At 55.3% G+C, this 22266-nt stretch carries 25 protein-coding genes and 1 other annotated feature; of the genes, 11 read left to right on the top strand and 14 right to left on the bottom strand.

Features of this window, described 5'->3' with window-relative positions; translation table 11 throughout:
- Positions 1–55: 55 nt before the first annotated feature.
- From btuD to AFL22_RS15065, 12 genes are all read right to left on the bottom strand, one after another.
- On the bottom strand, positions 56–805 hold the full coding sequence (gene btuD, locus AFL22_RS15115; RefSeq protein WP_052271699.1) for a vitamin B12 ABC transporter ATP-binding protein BtuD: 750 nt from the start codon (positions 803–805) through the stop codon (positions 56–58).
- A complete protein-coding gene (locus AFL22_RS15110) occupies positions 806–1351 on the bottom strand; it encodes a glutathione peroxidase (protein ID WP_010670029.1) in 546 nt (181 codons plus the stop codon).
- Between the two features lie 50 nt (positions 1352–1401).
- Positions 1402–2385, bottom strand: coding sequence for a vitamin B12 ABC transporter permease BtuC (btuC, locus tag AFL22_RS15105; RefSeq protein WP_033771623.1), 984 nt, complete (start codon positions 2383–2385; stop codon positions 1402–1404).
- Positions 2386–2564: 179 nt separating this feature from the next.
- Complete coding sequence (gene ihfA, locus AFL22_RS15100; RefSeq protein WP_003853259.1) at positions 2565–2867, bottom strand: integration host factor subunit alpha; 303 nt, start codon at positions 2865–2867, stop codon at positions 2565–2567.
- A gap of 4 nt (positions 2868–2871) precedes the next feature.
- The gene (gene pheT, locus AFL22_RS15095; RefSeq protein ID WP_052271698.1) at positions 2872–5259 is read right to left on the bottom strand and encodes a phenylalanine--tRNA ligase subunit beta; all 2388 of its coding nucleotides are present in this window, start codon (positions 5257–5259) and stop codon (positions 2872–2874) included.
- Positions 5260–5273: 14 nt separating this feature from the next.
- Positions 5274–6257: a phenylalanine--tRNA ligase subunit alpha gene (pheS, locus tag AFL22_RS15090; protein ID WP_010245680.1), complete on the bottom strand. Its 984-nt coding sequence runs from the start codon at positions 6255–6257 to the stop codon at positions 5274–5276.
- A gap of 71 nt (positions 6258–6328) precedes the next feature.
- Positions 6329–6454: a sequence feature (Phe leader region), on the bottom strand.
- Positions 6405–6449 carry a pheST operon leader peptide PheM gene (pheM, locus tag AFL22_RS24055; protein WP_106120997.1) on the bottom strand — a complete coding sequence of 15 codons (45 nt, stop codon included), beginning with the start codon at positions 6447–6449 and terminating at the stop codon, positions 6405–6407. It overlaps the preceding feature by 45 nt.
- 117 nt (positions 6455–6571) lie before the next feature.
- Positions 6572–6928, bottom strand: a complete 357-nt coding sequence (gene rplT, locus AFL22_RS15085; protein ID WP_003853267.1) for a 50S ribosomal protein L20 — start codon at positions 6926–6928, stop codon at positions 6572–6574.
- A gap of 42 nt (positions 6929–6970) precedes the next feature.
- On the bottom strand, positions 6971–7168 hold the full coding sequence (gene rpmI / locus AFL22_RS15080; protein WP_010245683.1) for a 50S ribosomal protein L35: 198 nt from the start codon (positions 7166–7168) through the stop codon (positions 6971–6973).
- Between the two features lie 99 nt (positions 7169–7267).
- On the bottom strand, positions 7268–7819 hold the full coding sequence (gene infC, locus AFL22_RS15075) for a translation initiation factor IF-3 (protein WP_029519030.1): 552 nt from the start codon (positions 7817–7819) through the stop codon (positions 7268–7270).
- 3 nt (positions 7820–7822) lie between these two features.
- Complete coding sequence (gene thrS, locus AFL22_RS15070) at positions 7823–9751, bottom strand: threonine--tRNA ligase (RefSeq protein WP_010245687.1); 1929 nt, start codon at positions 9749–9751, stop codon at positions 7823–7825.
- A gap of 246 nt (positions 9752–9997) precedes the next feature.
- A complete protein-coding gene (locus AFL22_RS15065; RefSeq protein ID WP_010245689.1) occupies positions 9998–10759 on the bottom strand; it encodes a DUF481 domain-containing protein in 762 nt (253 codons plus the stop codon).
- Positions 10760–11109: 350 nt separating this feature from the next.
- On the opposite strand from AFL22_RS15065, the gene ghoS reads away from it, so the two are divergent.
- Both ghoS and AFL22_RS15055 read left to right on the top strand, forming a co-directional pair.
- Positions 11110–11427: a type V toxin-antitoxin system endoribonuclease antitoxin GhoS gene (ghoS, locus tag AFL22_RS15060; protein WP_010245691.1), complete on the top strand. Its 318-nt coding sequence runs from the start codon at positions 11110–11112 to the stop codon at positions 11425–11427.
- A gap of 78 nt (positions 11428–11505) precedes the next feature.
- Positions 11506–12399, top strand: coding sequence for a fructosamine kinase family protein (locus AFL22_RS15055; protein ID WP_033757473.1), 894 nt, complete (start codon positions 11506–11508; stop codon positions 12397–12399).
- Between the two features lie 12 nt (positions 12400–12411).
- Here the strand turns inward: AFL22_RS15055 and AFL22_RS15050 are convergent, their stop codons facing one another.
- Positions 12412–12948, bottom strand: coding sequence for a YniB family protein (locus AFL22_RS15050; protein ID WP_010245694.1), 537 nt, complete (start codon positions 12946–12948; stop codon positions 12412–12414).
- A 146-nt stretch (positions 12949–13094) separates the two neighbouring features.
- Between AFL22_RS15050 and hxpB the strand changes: the two genes are divergently transcribed.
- The 6 genes from hxpB to AFL22_RS15020 all read left to right on the top strand — a co-directional run bounded on the left by hxpB (position 13095) and on the right by AFL22_RS15020 (position 18406).
- Entirely contained in the window at positions 13095–13763 is a 669-nt protein-coding gene (gene hxpB, locus AFL22_RS15045; RefSeq protein WP_010670023.1) for a hexitol phosphatase HxpB, read from the top strand.
- Positions 13764–13936: 173 nt separating this feature from the next.
- On the top strand, positions 13937–14773 hold the full coding sequence (kduI, locus tag AFL22_RS15040; RefSeq protein ID WP_010670022.1) for a 5-dehydro-4-deoxy-D-glucuronate isomerase: 837 nt from the start codon (positions 13937–13939) through the stop codon (positions 14771–14773).
- Between the two features lie 16 nt (positions 14774–14789).
- Positions 14790–15551, top strand: a complete 762-nt coding sequence (kduD, locus tag AFL22_RS15035; protein ID WP_010245706.1) for a 2-dehydro-3-deoxy-D-gluconate 5-dehydrogenase KduD — start codon at positions 14790–14792, stop codon at positions 15549–15551.
- A 140-nt stretch (positions 15552–15691) separates the two neighbouring features.
- Positions 15692–16282 (top strand): metal-dependent hydrolase, encoded by a 591-nt coding sequence (locus AFL22_RS15030; protein WP_010245708.1) that lies wholly within the window; start codon positions 15692–15694, stop codon positions 16280–16282.
- 151 nt (positions 16283–16433) lie between these two features.
- Positions 16434–17825, top strand: coding sequence for an L-cystine transporter (locus AFL22_RS15025; RefSeq protein WP_010245712.1), 1392 nt, complete (start codon positions 16434–16436; stop codon positions 17823–17825).
- 188 nt (positions 17826–18013) lie between these two features.
- A complete protein-coding gene (locus AFL22_RS15020) occupies positions 18014–18406 on the top strand; it encodes a DUF6515 family protein (protein WP_052271697.1) in 393 nt (130 codons plus the stop codon).
- Positions 18407–18472: 66 nt separating this feature from the next.
- Here AFL22_RS15020 and osmE read toward each other — a convergent pair whose 3' ends face one another.
- Positions 18473–18808: an osmotically-inducible lipoprotein OsmE gene (gene osmE, locus AFL22_RS15015; RefSeq protein WP_010245718.1), complete on the bottom strand. Its 336-nt coding sequence runs from the start codon at positions 18806–18808 to the stop codon at positions 18473–18475.
- A gap of 302 nt (positions 18809–19110) precedes the next feature.
- On the opposite strand from osmE, the gene AFL22_RS15010 reads away from it, so the two are divergent.
- The 3 genes from AFL22_RS15010 (at position 19111) to yddG (ending at position 22207) form a co-directional block, all read left to right on the top strand.
- Complete coding sequence (locus AFL22_RS15010) at positions 19111–20313, top strand: multidrug effflux MFS transporter (RefSeq protein ID WP_033757466.1); 1203 nt, start codon at positions 19111–19113, stop codon at positions 20311–20313.
- Positions 20314–20431: 118 nt separating this feature from the next.
- Entirely contained in the window at positions 20432–21256 is an 825-nt protein-coding gene (gene nadE, locus AFL22_RS15005) for an ammonia-dependent NAD(+) synthetase (protein ID WP_052271696.1), read from the top strand.
- Between the two features lie 60 nt (positions 21257–21316).
- Positions 21317–22207: an aromatic amino acid DMT transporter YddG gene (gene yddG / locus AFL22_RS15000; RefSeq protein WP_052271695.1), complete on the top strand. Its 891-nt coding sequence runs from the start codon at positions 21317–21319 to the stop codon at positions 22205–22207.
- The last annotated feature ends 59 nt before the right edge of the window (positions 22208–22266 follow it).

Below are 22266 nucleotides of genomic sequence, written 5' to 3'. Positions count from 1 at the left end.
TATCAGAAGTTGCAACCGGCTTAATGTAGCGGTAAAGCCCGCCGGGTAGCAAGTGTCAGGGCAATACGGTCAGCAGCGTGCGTCCTTCAAGTTCAAGCTGCCGGAAAGCAATCTGGTAGATCGGTGTCAGGCGCTGCGGCGTCAGAACCTCAGCCGGTTCACCCTGCGCAATCAACGCTCCCTGATCCATCAGCCAGACCCGATCCGCCTGTTGCAGGCTGTGGTTGAGGTCGTGACTGCTGGCGATAACGCTGATGCCCGCCGCGCACAGGTCGGCAATCAGATCGTCCACCGCTTTTTGCTGGGCGATATCCAGCGCGGTCATGGGTTCATCAAGGATCAGCAGCCGCCCGTGTGGATTGATGTTGGGATCAACCTGCACACAGACCGCCGCCAGCCTGACGCGCTGCCATTCACCACCGGAGAGCCGGGTCAGTGAACGCGATAACTTATCCTGCAGCTGAAGCCGTTTCAGCAGCGTGCTGAGGCGATCGTCTGTCTGCCCCCCCGCCTGTTTCAGATGCAGACGCAAATAGTGCCAGACCGGCATCTGACTCAGCGGTGCCTGCTGCTGAGGCAGCCAGCCGCGAACCCGGGCCATCGCTGCGCCATTCCAGTCACTCAGCGGCTGTTCGTCCAGCAGCACCGTGCCGGAGGCGGGTTGCAGTCCCGCAATCACACTGAGTAAGGTGCTTTTGCCTGCACCGTTCGGACCTGCCACGTGCAGCAGCTGACCGGCGGCAAGCTCACCGGTCAGTGGCAGCAGCCGTCCGGGGACGGCGGCCTGTTGCAGGCGCAACAGCATCTATTTTGCCAGCGCCTGCTTAATGGTTTCCAGAATGATCGGATCTTCCGGCGTCATGTCAGGTGCAAAACGCTGGATCACGCTGCCGTCACGGCCAATAAGGAATTTTTCGAAGTTCCACAGGATGTCGCCCTGCTCTTTCGGCGCGCGTCCTTTGCTCTCCATACGCTCGTAAAAGCCGCTGCCTTCCGGGCGCACCGCGTCAGGTCGGGCCGCAATCAGCTGGGCATAGAGCGGATGGCGGCCTGCGCCATTCACCTCGGTTTTGGCAAACATCGGGAACGTAACGCCATACGTGGTGCTGCAGAAGGTTTTAATCTCCTCACTGCTGCCCGGCTCCTGCTCCAGAAACTGGTTGCAGGGAAAACCGAGTACGCTGAAGCCCTGATCCTGCCAGGCTTTCTGCAGGTTCTCCAGCTCTTCATATTGCGGCGTCAGACCACATTTCGAGGCAACATTGACCACCAGCAGTACCTTGCCCTGCCATTGTGACAGAGTGGTTTTTTCCCCATCGAGCGTAACCAGTTCAGTTTGATAAATGTTCATGCTGTTTCCTGTTGTGGATGCTGTTGTGGATGCAGAGTCGCCAGCCGAAGCTAGCGTGAAGATTTCACCAGTAAAATAATAAACAGCGGCGCGCCCAGTGTCGCCGTCACGACGCCTATTGGTAATTCTGCCGACGTCAGCGCCAGACGTGCCACAATATCGGCTGCCAGTAAGACACCTGCGCCAGCCAGCGCCGATGCCGGCAGCAGATAACGGTGATCGCTGATGCCGCTCATACGCAGCAGATGCGGGATCACCAGTCCGATAAAGCCAATAGCACCGGCCATCGCGACGCTGATGCCGACCAGCCAGCCCATGGCCAGCACCAGCAGGTTACGCCAGTAGAAGAGAGACAGTCCGAGCTGGCGGGCGGATGTCTCGCCCAGCGCCAGCAGATTAAGAATCTGCCCGGTCGCTCCCAGGGCCAGCATCACCGGCAGCAGCGCCAGCATCATCCAGCCATAGCGCCAGTCAATCCCGCTGAATCCCCCCATCATCCAGTACATCAACTGGCGCAGATCGAGGCTGGTACTGAAGTAGACCGCCCAGGTCATGATGGCACTACAGATAATCCCCAGCGCTACGCCGGTAAGCAATAGCCGGGTGACCGAGAGCTGACGATGGGCAAAATGCAGCAGGATGAGCGTAATTATCAGTGCACCGGCCATCGCCGCCAGCCCAAGGCTCCACAGCGAACCGCTGCCCAGCAGCACGCCGAGCACCAGGCCAATACCGGCACCGTTCGAGACGCCGAGCAGGCCGGGCTCCGCCAGCGGATTTGTAAACAGCGCCTGCATCACGACACCGCATACCGCCAGCGACGCTCCAACCAGCACCACCGCCAGACTGCGGGGCAGCCGCAACTGCCAGACAAAGAGCCTGCCGCTTTCCGTGAACCAGTCTGAGGGCGCGATCCAGCTGTCACCGGCACACAGGCTGAGACAGAGCAGTGCAGAGAGCATAAGTGCTAACACAATAAGCCATTTCTGGCCGCGCTGGTCGGCCTGGCGCGCGAGCTGGTCGAGCAGAGACATAAGCGGGATTAGCTGAGAAAACAGAGATTTGATTGTAGAGGGATTGCAGAAAAAAGAAAGGCAGATGAGGCGGTTTGCTCTTTGCCGTCAGGGAGATTAACGGGCGCGGGAAGCGGGATTTCTGCGTACTGAAACCATGAAAAAAGGCCGCTTGCGCGGCCTTTTTGAAACGCTGAAATTCAGTCAGTCTCTTTGGGTGTAGCGTTCTCTACGCGGCTTTTCAGCTTCTGTCCTGGGCGGAACGTTACTACGCGACGCGCAGTAATCGGAATATCTTCACCCGTTTTCGGGTTTCTGCCAGGACGCTGGTTTTTGTCACGCAGGTCAAAATTACCAAACCCAGACAGTTTTACCTGTTCTCCATTCTCCAAAGCGCGACGTACCTCTTCGAAAAACAGCTCTACTAACTCTTTGGCATCGCGTTTGCTCAGCCCGAGTTTCTCAAACAGGTACTCTGACATCTCAGCTTTTGTAAGCGCCATAGGTTCAATCCCTCAAGGTTGCCTGGAATCGCTCTTTTAATGCCGCAACGCATTTGCCAACGGTCGCGGCAATCTCCTCTTCTTCGAGTGTCCGGCTGGTATCCTGCAAAATCAGGCTGATTGCGAGGCTCTTGTAGCCCTCAGAAACGCCCTTACCGCGGTACACGTCAAACAAGTTTACGCCAACTACCTGATTTACGCCAACTTTCTTACACTCCGCGATGATATCTGCTGCGGGGACGTTTTCAGCCACCACAACGGCAATATCACGACGGTTCGCCGGGAAGCGAGAAATCTCGCGCGCGTCAGGCAGGACGCGGTCTGCGACCTTATTCCAAAGCAGTTCAAAGACTAAGGTGCGGCCATTGAGATCAAGCTTACGTTCCAGCTCAGGATGAACCACGCCGATAAATCCGATATGTTCATCATGCAAATAAATCGCCGCGCTCTGTCCTGGATGCAACGCCGGATTCGCTTCAGCACGGAAGCTGATGTCATCCAGTTTGCCGGTTAAATCGAGCAGCGATTCTAAATCGCCTTTCAAATCATAGAAGTCAACTGTCTGGCGCGCCAGATCCCAGTGCTCTTCAACGCGGTTACCGCTGATGACGCCAGCCAGCATAAGATCCTGACGGATGCCTAAATCTGCCTGGGTATCCGGCACAAAGCGTAAGCCGCTCTCAAACAGGCGCACGCGGCTCTGCTGACGGTTCTGGTTGTAGACTACCGCGCTGAGCAGGCCGGTCCAGAGTGAGAGACGCATGGTCGACATATCGCTGGAGATTGGGCTCGGCAGCAACAGCGCCTCTTCACCCGGGTGCAGCAGCTGCTGAATTTTCGGATCGACGAAACTATAGGTAATCGCTTCCTGATAGCCCTTGTCCACCAGCAGGTTTTTCGCGCGCTTCAGCGACAGATTCGCTTCGCGATGCTGAGTCATCACCAGACCCGCCTGTACCGGCACATCCGGAATGTTGTTGTAGCCGTAAATACGGGCCACTTCTTCAACCAGATCTTCTTCAATCGCCATATCGAAGCGCCAGCTCGGGGCGACGGCCTGCCACTGCCCTTCACCCACGGTCACTTCACAGCCGAGGCGCGTCAGAATGTCAGTCACCTGCACATCTGCGATCACGTGGCCAATCAGACGGTCCAGCTTTTCACGACGCAGCGTGATCGTCGCTGGCACAGGCAGGGCTGCCTGATGAGTCTGATCGATGATCGGGCCCGCTTCACCGCCGCAGATTGACAGCAGCAGCTGGGTAGCACGCTCCAGTGCGGTGTGTTGCAGCGCCGGGTCAACACCACGCTCGTAGCGATGTGACGCGTCGGTATGCAGACCATGACGACGGGCGCGGCCGGTAATAGAGAGCGGATCAAAGTAAGCGCACTCGAACAGGATATTCTGCGTTTCGCCGTTCACGCCCGAATGTTCGCCACCAAAGATACCAGCCATCGCCAGCGCTTTCTGATGATCGGCGATCACTAAGGTATCACTCTGCAGGCTGGCTTCAGTGCCATCCAGCAGCGTCAGCTTTTCGCCCTCTTTCGCCATACGCACCACGATACCACCGTCGATGCGGTCGAGATCGAAGGCGTGCATCGGCTGACCCAGCTCCAGCAGAACGTAGTTAGTGATATCCACCACCGGATCGATAGAACGAATACCACAACGACGCAGCTTCTCTTTCATCCACAATGGCGTTGACGCCTTTACGTTAATCCCTTTTACTACACGGCCCAGATAGCGTGGACAGGCTTCTGTCGCGTCAACCTGAATCGGGAAAGTGTCGTTCAGCGTCGCAGCGACCGGCTGCATCTCCGGCACGTTCAGTGGCAAACCGTTGAGGACGGCGACATCACGGGCGATACCGATCAGACCCAGACAGTCAGCGCGGTTAGGCGTGACGCTGATTTCGATGGTGTTGTCATCAAGCTGCAGGTAGGTGCGGATGTCAGTGCCAATCGGCGCATCGGCTGGCAGTTCGATGATGCCGTTGTGGTCGTCGGAAATCCCCAGCTCGGAGAAAGAGCAGAGCATGCCTTCAGACGGCTCGCCACGCAGTTTAGCCGCTTTGATTTTGAAATCGCCTGGCAGCACGGCACCGACGGTGGCGACCGCGACTTTCAGTCCCTGACGGCAGTTCGGCGCGCCACAGACGATATCCAGCAGGCGATCGCCGCCCACATTGATTTTGGTCACACGCAGCTTGTCTGCATTCGGGTGCTGGCCGCACTCCACCACTTCCCCGACCACGACGCCGTGGAACGCACCGGCAACCGGATCAACGCCGTCAACTTCCAGACCGGCCATAGTGATTTGTTCAGACAGCGCAGCGCTGTCCAGGGCTGGATTTACCCATTCGCGTAACCAGAGTTCACTGAATTTCATTGGATATCCTGCCCTTACTTAAATTGTTTGAGGAAACGTAAATCATTTTCAAAGAAGGCACGCAGATCGGTCACGCCGTAGCGCAACATGGTCAGACGCTCCATGCCCATACCAAAGGCGAAACCGGAGTAGACTTCCGGATCGATGCCGACATTACGCAGCACGTTAGGGTGAACCATGCCGCAACCCAGCACTTCCAGCCACTTGCCGTTTTTACCCATGACGTCTACTTCTGCTGATGGCTCAGTAAACGGGAAATAGGAAGGACGGAAACGAATCTGCAGATCTTCTTCGAAGAAGTTGTTCAGGAAATCGTGCAGCGTGCCTTTCAGGTTGGTAAAGCTGATATTTTTATCCACAATCAGCCCTTCCATCTGATGGAACATCGGGGTATGGGTCTGATCGTAATCGTTACGGTAGACGCGGCCCGGCGCAATAATGCGAATCGGCGGCTGCTGAGCCTTCATGGTACGGATCTGCACGCCGGACGTCTGGGTACGCAGCAGGCGCGTGGCGTCAAACCAGAAGGTGTCGTGATCAGCACGGGCCGGGTGATGGGCAGGAATATTCAGCGCATCGAAGTTATGATAATCATCTTCAATTTCTGGCCCGGTTACGACGCCAAAGCCTAACTCACCAAAGAAGGTCTCAATGCGATCCATGGTGCGGGTCACCGGATGCAGGCCGCCATTCTCAATGCGACGACCTGGCAGAGAGACATCAATAGTCTCTTCAGCCAGACGGGCATTCAGCACCGCAGCTTCCAGGGCATCTTTGCGCGCATTCAGACGCTCGGTGACCTGCTGCTTCGCTTCATTGATTACCGCACCCGCTGCCGGGCGCTCTTCGGCTGGCAGCTCGCGTAACGTAGTCATCTGCAGTGTCAGATGTCCTTTCTTACCCAGGTATTCGACGCGCACCGCGTCAAGGGCGGCGATATCCGTCGCCCCGTCGATGGCCGCCGTGGCGCTGGCCACCAGTTCTGCGAGTTGGGACATAGTTTCCTCTTTTTCCAGTCAGGCTGGTCAGTTCTCGTTGGGACCTGCCGGTCCAATATGCTAGCGCCAGAAACAAAAAAGCCTCCACGAGGGAGGCTTTTAGCGCGATTTTTCGTTTCTTTTCTTATGCGCAAAAGCCCCTGGATGTCAGGCGCTAAAGTAAAAAAAGAAACGGAAAATAGCAGCGTTCATGCTTGCGGTTACCTTGTCATGCGATACAGGGGGTCTATTGAAATGCTCAGCGCCGGAAATGTCAATCTTTTGCGTAAGTTACAGGCAATAAAAAAGGGAGCAAGCTCCCTTTTCAATCTGACTTACGCCAGGGCTGATTTCGCTTTTTCGACCAGTGCAGAGAAGGCCACTTTATCGAATACCGCGATGTCGGCCAGGATCTTACGGTCAATCTCAATGGCTGCTTTTTTCAGACCATTGATGAAACGGCTGTAAGACATGCCGTTCTGACGAGCCGCTGCGTTGATACGCGCGATCCACAGCTGACGGAACTGACGCTTACGTTGACGACGGTCACGGTAAGCATACTGACCAGCTTTGATAACAGCCTGGAAGGCAACGCGGTAAACACGTGAACGTGCACCGTAATAGCCTTTAGCTTGTTTTAAGATTTTTTTGTGACGTGCGCGAGCAACTACACCACGTTTTACACGAGCCATTTAGCTCTCCTGTTTAATATTCTGATTTAATGAAAAAATTACTTATGCGTACGGCAGGCAGGCAATTACCAGACCCAGATCGCCTTTTGACACCATGCCTTTAGGGCGCAGGTGACGTTTACGCTTAGTAGATTTTTTGGTCAGAATATGACGCAGGTTTGCGTGTTTACGCTTGAAGCCGCCAGAAGCGGTCTTGCGGAAGCGCTTAGCCGCACCACGTACAGTTTTAATCTTTGGCATTTTAAAAATATCCACTTCGCATTGTTAATAACATGACCCAGACAGGCGAACAGTTAACCGCACAGCGCGAACGCTGCGCGGTTAGTGTTACTTGAAAGCCTACTGTTTCTTCTTAGGAGCGAGCACCATGATCATCTGGCGGCCTTCGATCTTCGAAGGGAAGGATTCGACAATGGCCAAATCCAGATCTTCACACAGGTCTTTACGGACGCGGTTAAGCACTTCCATACCGATCTGCTGGTGCGCCATCTCACGACCGCGGAAACGCAGCGTGATTTTGGCTTTATCGCCTTCTTCCAGAAAGCGAATCAGGTTGCGTAGTTTGACCTGATAGTCGCCATCATCGGTTCCAGGACGGAATTTGATTTCCTTAACCTGAATAACTTTTTGCTTCTTCTTCTGTTCCTTAGAAGATTTGCTTTTTTCATAGAGGAACTTGCCGTAATCCATGATGCGGCAGACCGGCGGTTCGGCATTCGGGCTGATTTCGACTAAGTCGCCGCCCGCTTCCTCGGCTTTTTCCAAAGCTTCGCGTAATGTGACAATGCCAATCGGCTCGCCATCCATGCCTGTTAAGCGCACTTCAGTTGCGCGGATTTCACTGTTGATTTTGTTCGGACGCGTCGGTAGTACTCGTTTTCCGCCTTTAATACTTTATTCCTCCAATTGTTGAAGATTTCGGCTGCGAATCTCTTGTTGAAGTTTCTCAACAAACACATCGACATCCATCGACCCAAGGTCTTTACCACGGCGGGTGCGAACGGCAACTTTGCCAGATTCCACCTCTTTATCACCGCAGACCAACATATAAGGGACGCGACGTAATGTGTGCTCGCGGATTTTAAAGCCTATCTTCTCATTTCTCAAGTCTGCCTTCACACGAATGCCAGCATTCTGCAGCTTACGCGTCAAAGACTCAACATATTCTGCTTGTCCGTCGGTAATATTCATTACCACGACTTGCAGCGGTGCCAGCCAGGTTGGGAAGAAACCGGCGAATTCTTCGGTCAGAATACCGATGAAACGCTCCATTGACCCCAGAATCGCACGGTGAATCATCACTGGCGTCTGACGATCATTGTTTTCACCCACGTAGGTTGCTTCAAGGCGTTTTGGCAGGGAGAAGTCTAGCTGAACTGTTCCGCACTGCCAGGCGCGATCAAGACAATCGTACAAAGTAAACTCAATTTTAGGACCGTAGAACGCGCCTTCGCCTGGCTGGAACTCAAACTCAATATTGTTTTCGTTCAGCGCCGCAGCCAGATCTTCCTCGGCACGATCCCACATCTCATCCGTACCGATGCGCTTCTCAGGACGGGTGGATAACTTCACCACAATCTTTTCAAAACCGAAGGTGCTGTACATGTCATAAACCATGCGGATACAGCTGTTCACTTCGTCACGCACCTGCTCTTCAGTACAGAAGACGTGTGCATCATCCTGGGTAAAGCCACGAACACGCATCAGGCCGTGCAGTGCGCCTGAGGGTTCATTACGGTGACAGCTGCCGAACTCTGCCATACGCAGCGGCAGGTCACGGTAGGATTTCAGACCCTGATTAAAGATCTGAACATGCCCAGGACAGTTCATCGGTTTGATGCAATATTCACGGTTCTCAGATGAGGTGGTGAACATTGCTTCTTTATAGTTTTCCCAGTGCCCGGTTTTTTCCCACAGGACGCGATCCATCATGAATGGACCTTTAACTTCCTGGTACTGGTACTCTTTTAACTTGCTGCGGACAAACACTTCCAGCTCGCGGAAGATGGTCCAGCCGTCATTATGCCAGAAGACCATGCCTGGTGCTTCTTCCTGCATGTGGTAGAGATCCAGCTGCTTACCAATCTTACGATGGTCACGCTTCGCCGCCTCTTCCAGACGCTGCAGATAGGCTGCCAGCTGCTTTTTGTCTGCCCATGCGGTGCCATAAATACGCTGCAGCATTTTGTTGTTGCTGTCGCCGCGCCAGTAGGCACCGGAGATCTTCTGCAGTTTAAAATGATGGCAGAACCGCATGTTCGGCACGTGCGGACCGCGGCACATGTCGACATATTCTTCGTGATGATACAGGCCAGGCTTATCGTCATGGCTGATGTTTTCATCAAGAATGGTGGTCTTGTAAATTTCGCCGCGCGCCGCAAAGACGTCGCGAGCTTCCTGCCAGCTGACCTTCTTCTTCACCACATCGTAGTTGGTTTCAGCCAACTGATGCATGCGTTTTTCCAGCAGGTCGATATCTTCCTGGGTCAGGGTACGATCGATGTCGACATCATAATAGAAGCCGTTATCAATGACCGGGCCAATCGCCATTTTGGTATCCGGCCACAGCTGTTTAATCGCATGCCCTAACAGGTGCGCACAGGAGTGACGGATGATTTCCAGACCCGCTTCATCTTTAGCGGTAATGATCGCTACGGCGGCATCTTCAGTGATGGGATCAACAGCATCAACCAGTTCACCGTTAACACGGCCAGCGATACAGGCTTTCGCCAGACCAGGACCGATGTCCAGCGCAATATCCATCACACTGACAGGGCGGTCAAACACGCGCTGGCTGCCATCAGGAAGCGTAATTACAGGCATTTCATATCCTTATTTGCAGTGGTAAGCCACACGAAAGCCTACATGCAACGTAATGTAAAATTAGTGACCCGGCGTGATATCAGACCCACATTGTCGGAATGTCGCCAGGATTTCAGTGCGGGGCCGATGATAGCAGTTTTCCCCGGCGAGAAAAACCCATGCCTTTTTCGCTAAGCCCTGGAGAAATCAAAAAAAAGCGGCCTGACACACTGTCAGGCCGCTGTGAATGCTGCTGCAAAAATGCGCTTACATAGCGTAAGAGAGCATGATTGAGGTTTTGGTATCGGTGCGATCAGGCGCAGATTCCGCCGGATTGTTGTTCCAGCTGACGTTGTAAGCCAGCTTCAGCGCGAAGTGGCTGTTGATCGCCACCTGCAGGCCGGTTTCGGAGTTCACCGTGGTGTCTTCTCCGAAGCTGCTCAGCACTGACACGCCCTGAATAAATTTAGTGGTGTCGGTCAGCTGCCACTGATAGCTGACTGCGCCATAGCCCAGCGCTTTGGTCTGATGACCACCCGCGTGATAATCGTCATAACGTACACCCGGACCCAATTCCGCACGCAGCGAGTGCACCGGTCCATTCAGAATCTGACGACCGTAACCGGCTGTCAGCACGTCGCGTGAATCGTAACCATTGAAACGATCGCTTAACCAGCTCGCCTGTCCAAACAGGTAGTCATACGAGTTGAGGTTGTAACGTGAACGACCACCGATGTTGTAAGTTTCAGAAGAGCGCTCATCGTTTGACGAGGTGTTGGCTGCGTTACCCCACAAGCTGTAAGCCATAGATGACTGATACCAGGTCATATTGGTCTGAGCCGTCATTGATGAACTGGTGGTGTTACCGGTTTGCGCCAGATATCCCGCAGCAGCAGAACCTTCAAACGGCTTTTTAGCTGTTGAAGGGTCATCCATTGACGTAAATACGGCGTTATCGGCCATTGCCTGGTGACAAAAAGCTCCGGCGGAGAGCAAAAGAACAGCAGACAGCTTGTTATAGGCTTTCATTAAATGTGATCCGTGCGACTGTTTAAAAAACGGAGAGTCTGAAGCGTTTTGCCGGGCATTCAATGCAATTTACGGTAAGTTTTGTAAAAAATTATTAACTTACACAAAATGCCTGGAATCGCCCTGACAACCCCTGTTAATTGGGACTCATCTTATTAACGTCGCGCATTATAGTGCTGCCCAAACGAAAAGCCAGACGCAACGGCAGAAGATTTTTACGTTATGCTGCTGGCTCCTGACACGAATTTACGCTACGCATCACGTCACACACGCAGCATCTCCTTCATAATTCGCCTGATTTTTCACCATGGTCTACGCTCAGTTCAGTTTCCCTTCCCCGGAGGTGCCTCATGAGCAACACCTTAACCCGCTATATCGTGACCTTTCACTATCAGGAGTCGGGCTTAAGTGACATCCTGGAGCTGACCAGCGCAATGACCGCCGCAGGTTTCACGACCACGATGACAGATGACGACGGCCATCCGCATGAACTCGGTACGAACAGCTATGGCATCGTCAGCACGCTGGAGGCTGAGGATCTGCGGCAGCAGGTCACTGCGGCCGGTGAAAGCGCGCTGGGTCAGGAACCCGAGGTGACCGTCACGACCTTCGAAGAGTATCTGCGCGATGCTGCCGATCATCGCCCTGCCACCTCAGCGCCAGAATAAAGGGTGCAATTGCGCGGTTTTTGGTGAATATTTACGCAATACAATCGAACTTACGCAGCGAATAACGAGGATAGCCCAATGTGGTCAGCCATTAGTCGTCTGTTAAGCGAGCAGTTAGGCAACGCCGAAATCACTCAACGTCACGCCCTCGCGGGGGGTGATATCCATCCCACCTGGCAGATCCGCTACGGTGATCACGACGTCTTCGTCAAAAGTAACAGCCGCGATATGCTGTCGCTCTTTACCTGGGAAGCAGACCAGCTGGATTTGCTGGCGCGCACCGGCACGGTTCGGGTGCCTAAAGTCTATGGTGTGGGTCATCATCGCGAGGAGAGCTTTCTGCTGCTGGAATATATCAGGCCACAGCCGCTTGATGAGCAGAGTGCATATCAGCTCGGTCAGCAACTGGCGCATCTGCATCAGTGGAGCGAGCAGACGCAGTTCGGCCTCGATTTCGACAATAACATCACCACGACGCCCCAACCCAATAGCTGGCTGCGACGCTGGTCGGTTTTTTTTGCTGAACAGCGCATTGGCTGGCAGCTGCAGCTGGCGGCAGAAAAGGGAATTCAGTACGGGGATACAGAGCTGATCGTTGCCTGCGTGCAGCGGGTGCTCGCGTCACATCATCCGCAGCCGTCGCTGCTGCATGGCGATCTCTGGCCGGCTAACTGCGCCAGCAGTGAGAGTGGCCCCTGGCTGTTCGACCCTGCCTGCTACTGGGGCGACCGTGAGTGCGATTTAGCCATGCTGAGCTGGTACCCTGACCTGCCTCGCCAGATTTACGACGGTTATCAGGCGGTGTGGCCGCTACCGGATGGTTTTTCGCAGCGTCTGCCGGTCTACCAGCTCTACTATCTGCTCAACCGGGCTAACGTCTTTGGCGGGCACTGGCCAGGCGATGCACAGTTCGCCATTGGCCAGTTGCTGGATGAGGATGCGCTGGGCGCCAGTCAGGCCAGACCGGCCTGACAAAGATCGCGGTCAGATAAAGCCCAGCAGCGACAGCGCAAAATAACCGGCTATCGCAATCACCACCGGCAGGACATAGAGCGGGAAGATCTGCAGGAAGATGGTGTGGCGAGGTACGCGCACCTTCTCTTCCAGTTGCTGACGGCTACGCCCTTCACTGCCTTTTGCCTGCTCCAGAATCATCTGATCCTCAATGCCTTCTTTGACATGACGCGCCTGACGTCCCATCCGCGCGCCTGACGACTCCAGCGCCAGCCCGACAAAAATCAGAATGTAGATCAGCCAGAAACCCAGGTTCATCTGACCATTAAATTCCGGTACCGGCGAGTTATGCCAGAAGACATTCAGGAATGGCGTGTTAAAGCGCAGCATGTCGACGATGACGTGGACGAAATCGAGCATGACGGCATCAATGCCTGGCTGCTTTTCGCTGTGCTTAAACATAAAGCTCAATACAGAAATAATGGTCGACAGCAGCGCCACTAAAAAGAGCACCCAGCCTGCCACTCGCTTGAGGATGGCGATACGGCCAGCCTGTTGATAGGTCATAATATCTCCTGAACCCGGAATCCAATTTGCCGTCAGTTTACCTGCCAACGGTGAAATTTCCCAAATAAAGCGTGGCCTGTCAGGCAGAGCGTGCGCCAGTAAAGAATGATGTTAAGGTAATGCTGACTTTAAAAGGAGACCCCCTGATGCCTTATCACCGCCCTGTCCTTGCCGCCCTGTTTGATATGGATGGCTTACTGATCGATTCTGAGCCTCTGTGGGATCAGGCTGAGCTGGATATCTTTTCAACGCTGGATGTTGACCTGTCACGTCGCAGTGAAATGCCCGATACCCTGGGTCTGCGCATCGATCAGACTGTACGGATGTGGTACGAAACGCTGCCCTGGCATGGCCCCTCTCAGCAGGAGGTCACTGAGCGGATTATTACGCGCGCCATGACGCTGGTGGATCAGACGCGGCCACTGCTGCCGGGCGTGGAAACGGCGCTGCAACTGTGCCGGGAACAGGGGCTGAAAATCGGCCTTGCCTCCGCATCACCGCTAAAGATGCTGGAACAGGTGCTGGAGATCTTCAATCTGCGCCCTTATTTCGATGTGCTGGCTTCAGCAGAAGCGCTGCCCTACAGCAAGCCCCATCCGCAGGTCTATCTCAACGCCGCCGCCAGCCTTGCGATCGATCCGCTCAACTGCGTCACGCTTGAAGATTCGTTTAACGGCATGATCGCCACCAAAGCAGCGCGTATGCGATCGATTGTGGTGCCCGCCGCTGAACACCGTGACGATCCCCGCTGGACGCTGGCGGATGTCCGGCTGGACAATCTGACCCAGCTTAGCCTGCAGCATCTGCAGGGATAATAACAGCCCGCTTATGGCGGGCTTTTTATTGCCTGTTGCACCTGTCACTTGATCTGACCCGCAAAAAATAAAACAACGTTTCATTTTTATTGAATTCCCATCCCGCTCTGCCTAAGATGCCAAAAGCGTCCCCGTTTGGGGCATGAATAACCTGACCTGCAGAGAGGCCTGAGATGGACGTTCGTCAAAGCATTCACAGCGATCACGCTAAGCAACTCGACACTGAAGCACTGCGCCGCGAGTTCCTGATTGAGAAGATATTTACTGCCGATGATTACACCCTGACCTACAGCCATATCGACCGCATCATTATTGGCGGCGTCATGCCGGTGAATAATCCGGTCACTATCGGTGATGAAATGGGAAAACAGCTGGGCGTCGCTTATTTTCTTGAACGCCGCGAGCTGGGTATGATCAATATTGGCGGCCCGGGTCTGGTAGAAGTTGACGGTAAAGCGTGGGAAATCGGTCACGAAGAGGCACTTTACATCGGCAAAGGTGCGCGCAACCTGCAGTTCCGCAGCCTGAACCCGGCACAGCCGGCCAAATTCTATTACAACAGTGCGCCAGCACACAGCACCTTCCCGGACAAGAAGATCACGCTGCAGGAAGCGGCCACCGCGACGCTGGGTGATGCCGCGACCTCCAATCGCCGCACCATTAACAAATTTATCGTGCCGGATGTGTTGCCCACCTGCCAGCTCACCATGGGCTTAACCAAACTGGATGAAGGCAGCCTGTGGAACACCATGCCCTGCCACACCCACGAACGCCGCATGGAAGTCTATTTCTACTTCGATATGAGCGAAGAGTGCGCCGTCTTCCACATGATGGGGCAACCGCAGCAAACCCGCCATCTGCTGGTACACAACGAGCAGGCGGTGATCTCACCCAGCTGGTCAATTCACGCCGGTGTCGGCACCCAGCGTTACACCTTTATCTGGGGCATGGTGGGTGAGAATCAGGTCTTTGATGACATGGACCACGTCAAAATCAGTGAACTGCGCTGAGCAGAGGAGAAATACCATGGTACTGAGTACGTTTAACCTGGAAGGTAAAGTCGCGCTGGTGACCGGCTGTAACACCGGTTTAGGGCAAGGTATGGCGCTGGGTCTGGCCCAGGCGGGTTGTGATATCGTCGGCGTTAACCGTGATGGCCCGGATGATACCCAAAGTAAAGTGGAGGCGCTGGGTCGCCGGTTCTGGCCGGTGCAGGCCGATCTGATGCAGACCAGCGTGGTGGCCTCAGTGGTTGAACAGGCGCTGGCCGCTGCCGGTAAAATTGACATTCTGGTCAACAATGCCGGCATTATCCGCCGTGAGGACGCACTGAATTTCAGCGAGCAGGACTGGGATGACGTGATGAACCTTAACAGCAAGAGCCTGTTTTTCCTGTCGCAGCAGGTTGCCCGTCAGTTTATCGCGCAGGGTAATGGCGGCAAGATAATCAATATCGCCTCCATGCTCTCCTTCCAGGGCGGTATCCGGGTGCCCTCTTATACAGCGTCGAAAAGTGCCGTGATGGGGCTGACCCGTCTGATGGCGAACGAGTGGGCAAAACATGGCATTAACGTCAATGCCATCGCTCCCGGTTACATGGCCACCAACAATACGGAACAGCTTCGTAATGATGAGTCGCGCAGTGAAGAGATTCTGGGACGTATTCCGGCAGGCCGCTGGGGCGTGCCGGATGACATGATGGGCCCGGTAGTCTTCCTGGCCTCTTCCGCGTCTGACTACGTGAATGGCTACACCCTGGCGGTGGATGGCGGCTGGCTGGCGCGTTAATCTTACTGGCGGACAGTGTTTCATCGCTGTCCGCCTTGTTAATAATATTCATGCTTCGTTACAGCGTCACATGTTCTCATTTACTGGATAAATCCCTATACTGGATGCATCGACAGTTTTCTTTGCAACCAGGTTCTATCATGACGGGCGAAGGCCACATCATTTTTGCCATTGCCAGCGCTATCTTTGCGAAGCGTGCTGAGCTGACACCGGTGCTGGCGCAGGCCGACTGGTGGCATCTTGTTCCCTCAGCGCTGCTGACATGTCTGTTGCCCGATATCGATCACCCTAAATCTCTGCTGGGACAGCGACTGCGCTGGCTCTCTCATCCTATTGCGCGCGCGTTCGGCCATCGCGGCTTTACCCACAGTTTGCTGGCGATAGCCGCCGGTTTATGGCTTTTTCAGATAAACCTGCCCCAGTCGTCGCCGATACCGCCTGATGTCCTGCAGGGTCTGACGCTGGGCTACCTTAGCCATATTGTGGCCGATATGCTGACGCCTGCCGGGGTTCCGCTGCTGTGGCCCTGCCGCTGGCGCTTCCGGTTGCCGATTCTGCGCAGTCAGAAAGGCAACCAGCTTGAACGGGCGTTGTGCCTGGGACTGGTGGGATATGCGCTCTGGTTTCCGGTGGGCATGCCATCTTTTGGTGCAAACGGCTGGCCGTCACAGCTGTTCGATACGCTACAAAATGGCGTCGGACGGTTGATTTCCAGTCATACTGCGCAATAAATCAGCACAAAACGCCTTTAAGTTATAAGCCATGCCATTTGGATATAAGGCACCCTCTTCGCCTGCTGTTACCATTCCTGCTGTCTTAATTCGTGATTAACATTATGCGGCCTTTCCAGAGCGAAAGGCCGCATTACTCTGGAGTTTCAGTATGGACCTTCCTCTTACGCTTAATATCGTAGCCTTTGTGGTGCTGCTGGTATTGCTCTCTCGCTTCAGCCGTCAGAACTGGAGCCTGTCGAAAAAAGTGCTGACCGGTCTGGTAATCGGCGTACTGTTCGGCCTGGTTTTGCAGTTGATCTACGGCGAAAACAGCGCAGTGGTCAAAGAGTCTATCAGCTGGTTTAACATCGTCGGTAATGGCTATGTCCAGTTGCTGCAGATGGTCGTAATGCCGCTGGTGTTCGTTTCCATTCTGAGTGCGGTTGCCCGTCTGCATAACGCCTCGTCGCTGGGAAAAATCAGCGTACTGACGATTGGCGTACTGCTGTTTACCACCGCGATCTCGGCGCTGGTCGGCGTCTTCGTGACCGGCCTGTTTGGCCTGAGCGCTGAAGGTCTGGTTCAGGGCGTGCAGGAGACTGCGCGTCTCAGTGCGATTCAGAGCAACTATGTCGGCAAAGTGGCTGACCTGACCGTGCCGCAACTGGTGCTCTCCTTTATCCCGAAAAACCCGTTTGCCGATTTGACCGGAGCCAGTCCGACCTCGATTATCAGTGTCGTTATCTTCGCCGCCTTCCTGGGTGTGGCTGCACTGCAGTTGCTGAAAGATGATGAAGTTAAAGGTCAGCGCGTGCTGGTCGCGATCGATACGCTGCAGTCCTGGGTCATGAAGCTGGTGCGTTTAGTGATGAAGCTGACGCCTTATGGTGTGCTGGCGCTGATGACCAAAGTGGTTGCCGGTTCTAACCTGCAGGACATCATCAAGCTGGGCAGCTTTGTGGTCGCCTCTTACCTCGGTCTGGCCATCATGTTTGGTGTCCACGCCCTGCTGCTGTCGGTAAATGGTATCAACCCGATGCGCTTCTTCCGTAAAGTGTGGCCGGTTATTACCTTCGCCTTTACCAGCCGCTCCAGCGCAGCCAGCATTCCGCTGAGCGTGGAAACCCAGACCCGTCGTCTTGGCGTGCCTGAGTCGATTGCCAGCTTCGCGGCCTCTTTTGGTGCCACTATCGGCCAGAACGGCTGTGCCGGTCTCTATCCAACTATGCTGGCAGTGATGGTTGCGCCAACCGTCGGGATCAACCCGTTTGACCCACTGTGGATTGCGACACTGGTCGGGATCGTAACGCTGAGCTCAGCAGGCGTTGCCGGTGTCGGCGGTGGTGCAACCTTCGCGGCACTGATTGTCCTGCCTGCGATGGGCCTGCCGGTCACCCTGGTGGCGCTGCTGATCTCCATTGAGCCGCTGATCGATATGGGTCGTACAGCCCTGAACGTCAACGGTTCCATGACCGCCGGTTCTCTCACCAGTCGCTGGTTAGGTATGACCGATAAGCGCGTCCTGGAAAGCGACGACAACGCCGAACTGGCGCACCGCTAATCTGCTTTGAACCTGGCGCGCCCGCGCCAGGTTATTCCCGCCCTTCTTCTCCATAATCTCCCCCATTAATGGCAACGCCGTTAAGAAAGCGTTAAGCATGGTAAACAGGCGAAAAATCGCCGCTTTAGTGCTTGTCTTTGCCGGGTAAAAAGCGAATTCTGCATCCAGTCTTATGAGGAGAACACCTGATGAAAAAGATAATCGCCTCGCTTCTGACGCTGACGCTTTTGACACCCGCTCTGGCTTTCGCTCATCCTGGCGACTGGGGCCCGCCGGGTGGATGGGGTCGACATGGCGGCCACGGGCCACACTGGGGCGGGCCCGGGCCGGTGCGCTTTTTGCCTGAAGCCGCAACCGCGGTGCTGATAGGCGGACTGACCTATTATCTGCTCAACGGCAATTATTATCAGCGTCACGGCGATGAGTATGTGGTGACAGAGCCGCCTGCAGAGTCGCGGGTCAGCAGTGAAATGCGGGTACTCGACTTTAACGGCAAACGCTTCTATGTGCAGGCTGGCCACTTCTACCAGCGACAAATAGATGGCGATTATGTTGAGGTGCCGCGCCCGGCAGGTTTGTAGTCAGCGCCACAACGAAAAACGGCCCGTCATAATGACGGGCCGTTTGCTATTCAGGGGTGCTATGAGTTACTGCTGAACCTGCGGATCGGTGTCATATTCCGCACAGCTCTGGAAGCCGTAGTTCATGACACGGCCAGTGTCGTTATAGCTCACGAAGTAAGTCTGAGCTTTACCGTCGCGCTGACCCAGTACATAAGTCTGGCAGGTGCCGCGCGCGTGAACCATGGTGATTTCAGTAGAAGGCGTACCGGCGATCTGACGAACCTGATCACGGGTCATACCCTTTTTAACATCCTTTACCACTGGCTTAGTCACGTAGCTTTCCGCACGATCGTAAGTCGTACAACCAGACAGTGCAGCCAGCGTCAGCGCCGCAGCGATACATCCCATCACTTTATTCATCTTGTTGTTCCTCATTTATTGTCCATGTGGAAACAAGCCTGGAACATAAATGCTGATTTATCAAGTTTATGACGAACAATTAGTGGCCTGTCAAATGTCAGAATTTCGTAAAGAAGGCTGTTTTGCTGTCAACGCAGACGTATACTGCCCGGCAAAACAGGCACCCGATAGCGCCCCGTTTTCAGAGACCGCACCGTCATCCGCGCAGACGCAGATCGGCGTGAATGTCGCGTTACCGGACGCTGTTTTTCGCAGCCTTACCCGCTTTCTGTTTACCCCATCGCTGACAATCCCGAGGATAAATGACCCCTGTACACTCCAATCGCCTGGTTTATGCCATTACGCTGGGCCTGCTGGCCGCACTGGGCCCGCTCTGCATCGACCTCTATCTCCCTGCACTGCCACAAATGGCCCAGGACCTGCACACTGAAACCGCTACCGCGCAGCTGAGTCTGACCGCTGGCCTGTTAGGTCTCGGCTTTGGCCAGCTGCTCTTTGGTCCGATGAGCGATAAGTTCGGCCGCCTGCGCCCGCTGACCCTGTCACTGGTGTTGCTGTTTATCGCCTCGATGGGCTGTGCGCTGGCGCAGGATATTAACCAGCTGCTGCTGGCGCGGCTGTTCGAAGGGTTAGCAGGTGCGGGCGGCGCGGTGCTGTCACGGGCGATTGCACGCGATATGTACAGTGGCCATGAGCTGACGCGATTCTTCGCTCTGCTGATGCTGGTCAACGGTCTGGCACCGATCGGCGCACCGGTATTAGGCGGCGTGCTGATGACGATTTTAAACTGGCGCGGCATCTTCATGGTGCTGGGCGGCATTGCCATTCTGCTGATCCTGCTGGCGCGCTGGAAGCTGCATGAAACCCTGCCTGAGGCACGCCGCAGTAAAGGATCAATATTCTCCGCCTACGCGGCATTGGGTCAGGTGATTACCCATCGCCCCTTCATGGGCTTCTGCCTGACCCAGGGATTTATGATGTCCGGCATGTTCGCCTACATCGGTGCCTCGCCGTTCGTGCTGCAGCAACTCTATGGTCTTTCGCCCCAGGCCTTTAGCTTCTGCTTTGCGGCCAACGGGTTTGGCCTGGTGATTGCTTCACAGACCAGCGCCCGCCTCTGTCCATTGTGGGGCGAATATCGGGTGCTGAAAGGCGGACTGACGCTGGCCTTTGTCGCCTCCAGCCTGCTGCTGCTGGCCGCGCTGCTGCATGCTCCCTTAGCGCTGCTGCTGGTGGCACTGTTCTTTACCATTGCCAGCAACGGCGTTATCGCTACCACCGCCTCGTCCCTGGCGATGCAGAGTCAGGGCCATCGCGCTGGCAGCGCCTCCGCGGTGATTGGCGTCACGATGTTCACGCTGGGTGCGATTACCGTGCCGATTACCGGCATCGGCGGCACCTCGGTGCTGAGCATGTGCGCCACCATTTTTGGCTGCTTTATGACGGCGATTCTGATGTTTACCGTGCTGGCGAAAAAACCGCTGCCGCAGGTAAAAACTCACTGATTTCGCAACGTTTCACGGCAATCAGTTACCGCTTTGGCTTGTTGTTTTCGCTAAGGCACGTTAGCTTTAATAAAACGTTCGCATCGAGCCGACAGGCCACTGACCTGAGGAGAAGTTCATGTCACTGCAGCAGGAAATTATTGAAGCCCTGGGTGTGAAGCCCATTATCGACGCCGACCAGGAAGTACGCGTCAGCATCGATTTTCTCAAAGCCTACCTGAAACGTCACAGCGGCCTGAAAACGCTGGTGCTGGGGATCAGCGGCGGTCAGGATTCAACCCTGGCGGGCGCGCTGGCGCAGCGGGCGATCACCGAACTGCGTCAGGAGAGCGGTGATAACGACTACACCTTTATTGCCGTGCGTCTGCCCTATGGTGTGCAGGCGGATGAGCAGGATTGTCAGGACGCGCTGGCCTTTATCAAACCCGACCGTTCGCTGGTGGTAAACATCAAAGAGTCGGTGCTGGCCAGTGAGCGCGCGCTGAAAGAGGCGGGTATTACGCTTTCCGATTTTGTCCGCGGCAATGAAAAAGCCCGTGAGCGGATGAAAGCGCAATACAGCATCGCCGGCATGACCAAAGGCGTAGTGGTCGGCACCGATCACGCGGCTGAAGCCGTGACCGGTTTCTTCACCAAGTATGGCGATGGCGGCACGGACATCAATCCCCTGTTCCGCCTGAACAAGCGTCAGGGCAAGCAGTTGCTGAAACACCTTGGCTGCCCGGAGCATCTCTATCTGAAAAAACCGACTGCCGATCTGGAAGATGATCGTCCAGGCCTGCAGGATGAAGTGGCGCTGGGCGTCACCTATGAGATGATTGATGACTACCTGGAAGGCAAAAGCATCAATCCTGACAGCGCCCGTATCATCGAAGGCTGGTATCAGAAAACCGAGCACAAACGTCGTCCGCCGATCACGGTATTCGACGACTTCTGGAAGTAATCCTGCCCCTCCCTTGCCGCGGCAAGGGAGGCTTCTCTCACTGACTTTGTTGATCGCTGCATGCCTGCCACCGTTTCGCGCGCGACCCTCATCGGGCTTGTCGCCATTCTGCTCTGGAGTACGACCGTTGGCCTGCTGCGCAGCGTCAGTGAAGCCTTTGGCGCCACCGGTGGTGCGGCGCTGATCTACACCACCACGGCGTGTCTCCTTTGCCTGACCCGGGGCCTGCCCAGACCCGGCGCGATGCCAGCCATCTACCTGTGGCTGGGGGGCGTACTCTTTGTCGGCTATGAAATCTGTCTGGCGCTGGCCATCGGGCTGGCCAGCGATCGCAGCCAGTCGCTGGAACTGGGGATGATTAACTATCTCTGGCCCTGTCTGACCATCGTGCTGGCGATCCCGTTTAATCAGCAGCGTTTCCGTGTCTGGCTGTGGCCAGGACTGCTGCTGTCGCTGCTGGGGATCGTCTGGGTAATGAAAGGCAGCGGCAACGGATCGCCGGCGCTGTTGTGGCAGAATATGCTGCGCAACCCGGTCGCCTATGCACTGGCCTTTATCGCCGCCCTGACCTGGGCGCTCTACAATAATCTCACCCGCCGCTTTGCCCGTGGTTCCAATGGCGTCACGCTGTTTTTTATCCTGACCGCCCTGGCGCTGTGGCTGAAATATGCCTTCAGCGATCACACTGCACCGATGACCTTTACGCTGGTGCCGCTGCTGGAGGTGCTGTTTGTCGGGCTGTCCACCGCCATCGCCTATTCCGCCTGGAATCACGGAATTCAGCAGGGCAATCTGACGCTGCTGGCCACCGCCTCCTATTTTACGCCGGTGCTGTCGGCCCTGCTGGGATCGCTGTGGCTGGGCCTGACGCCGCCGCTGGCCTTCTGGCAGGGCGTGGCGATGATCACGCTCGGCTCGCTAATCTGCTGGCGGGCAACACGGTCTCTGTAACCAGACGGCTGGCGATCATTTCACCTGCCTGTTATGCTGTATGGACAACCAGTAAATGG

The sequence above is a fragment of the Pantoea sp. CFSAN033090 genome, assembly GCF_001264395.1.
GTDB lineage: Bacteria > Pseudomonadota > Gammaproteobacteria > Enterobacterales > Enterobacteriaceae > Pantoea > Pantoea agglomerans.
Note: the sequence above shows the minus strand (reverse complement) of the source record. Positions and strands in the feature narration are given on the sequence as shown.

What these genes read in the sequence shown, in the direction of transcription:
- AFL22_RS15025 (WP_010245712.1), top strand. Translation starts at nt 16,434, where the DNA reads ATGGACCTTCCTCTTACGCTTAATATCGTAGCCTTTGTGGTGCTGCTG.
- AFL22_RS15110 (WP_010670029.1), bottom strand. Translation starts at nt 1,351, where the DNA reads ATGAACATTTATCAAACTGAACTGGTTACGCTCGATGGGGAAAAAACC.
- hxpB (WP_010670023.1), top strand. Translation starts at nt 13,095, where the DNA reads ATGCCTTATCACCGCCCTGTCCTTGCCGCCCTGTTTGATATGGATGGC.
- yddG (WP_052271695.1), top strand. Translation starts at nt 21,317, where the DNA reads ATGCCTGCCACCGTTTCGCGCGCGACCCTCATCGGGCTTGTCGCCATT.
- kduI (WP_010670022.1), top strand. Translation starts at nt 13,937, where the DNA reads ATGGACGTTCGTCAAAGCATTCACAGCGATCACGCTAAGCAACTCGAC.
- AFL22_RS15065 (WP_010245689.1), bottom strand. Translation starts at nt 10,759, where the DNA reads ATGAAAGCCTATAACAAGCTGTCTGCTGTTCTTTTGCTCTCCGCCGGA.
- AFL22_RS15030 (WP_010245708.1), top strand. Translation starts at nt 15,692, where the DNA reads ATGACGGGCGAAGGCCACATCATTTTTGCCATTGCCAGCGCTATCTTT.
- btuD (WP_052271699.1), bottom strand. Translation starts at nt 805, where the DNA reads ATGCTGTTGCGCCTGCAACAGGCCGCCGTCCCCGGACGGCTGCTGCCA.
- AFL22_RS15050 (WP_010245694.1), bottom strand. Translation starts at nt 12,948, where the DNA reads ATGACCTATCAACAGGCTGGCCGTATCGCCATCCTCAAGCGAGTGGCA.
- ihfA (WP_003853259.1), bottom strand. Translation starts at nt 2,867, where the DNA reads ATGGCGCTTACAAAAGCTGAGATGTCAGAGTACCTGTTTGAGAAACTC.
- osmE (WP_010245718.1), bottom strand. Translation starts at nt 18,808, where the DNA reads ATGAATAAAGTGATGGGATGTATCGCTGCGGCGCTGACGCTGGCTGCA.
- btuC (WP_033771623.1), bottom strand. Translation starts at nt 2,385, where the DNA reads ATGTCTCTGCTCGACCAGCTCGCGCGCCAGGCCGACCAGCGCGGCCAG.
- rplT (WP_003853267.1), bottom strand. Translation starts at nt 6,928, where the DNA reads ATGGCTCGTGTAAAACGTGGTGTAGTTGCTCGCGCACGTCACAAAAAA.
- thrS (WP_010245687.1), bottom strand. Translation starts at nt 9,751, where the DNA reads ATGCCTGTAATTACGCTTCCTGATGGCAGCCAGCGCGTGTTTGACCGC.
- AFL22_RS15020 (WP_052271697.1), top strand. Translation starts at nt 18,014, where the DNA reads ATGAAAAAGATAATCGCCTCGCTTCTGACGCTGACGCTTTTGACACCC.
- pheT (WP_052271698.1), bottom strand. Translation starts at nt 5,259, where the DNA reads ATGAAATTCAGTGAACTCTGGTTACGCGAATGGGTAAATCCAGCCCTG.
- rpmI (WP_010245683.1), bottom strand. Translation starts at nt 7,168, where the DNA reads ATGCCAAAGATTAAAACTGTACGTGGTGCGGCTAAGCGCTTCCGCAAG.
- nadE (WP_052271696.1), top strand. Translation starts at nt 20,432, where the DNA reads ATGTCACTGCAGCAGGAAATTATTGAAGCCCTGGGTGTGAAGCCCATT.
- ghoS (WP_010245691.1), top strand. Translation starts at nt 11,110, where the DNA reads ATGAGCAACACCTTAACCCGCTATATCGTGACCTTTCACTATCAGGAG.
- AFL22_RS15010 (WP_033757466.1), top strand. Translation starts at nt 19,111, where the DNA reads ATGACCCCTGTACACTCCAATCGCCTGGTTTATGCCATTACGCTGGGC.
- kduD (WP_010245706.1), top strand. Translation starts at nt 14,790, where the DNA reads ATGGTACTGAGTACGTTTAACCTGGAAGGTAAAGTCGCGCTGGTGACC.
- AFL22_RS15055 (WP_033757473.1), top strand. Translation starts at nt 11,506, where the DNA reads ATGTGGTCAGCCATTAGTCGTCTGTTAAGCGAGCAGTTAGGCAACGCC.
- pheS (WP_010245680.1), bottom strand. Translation starts at nt 6,257, where the DNA reads ATGTCCCAACTCGCAGAACTGGTGGCCAGCGCCACGGCGGCCATCGAC.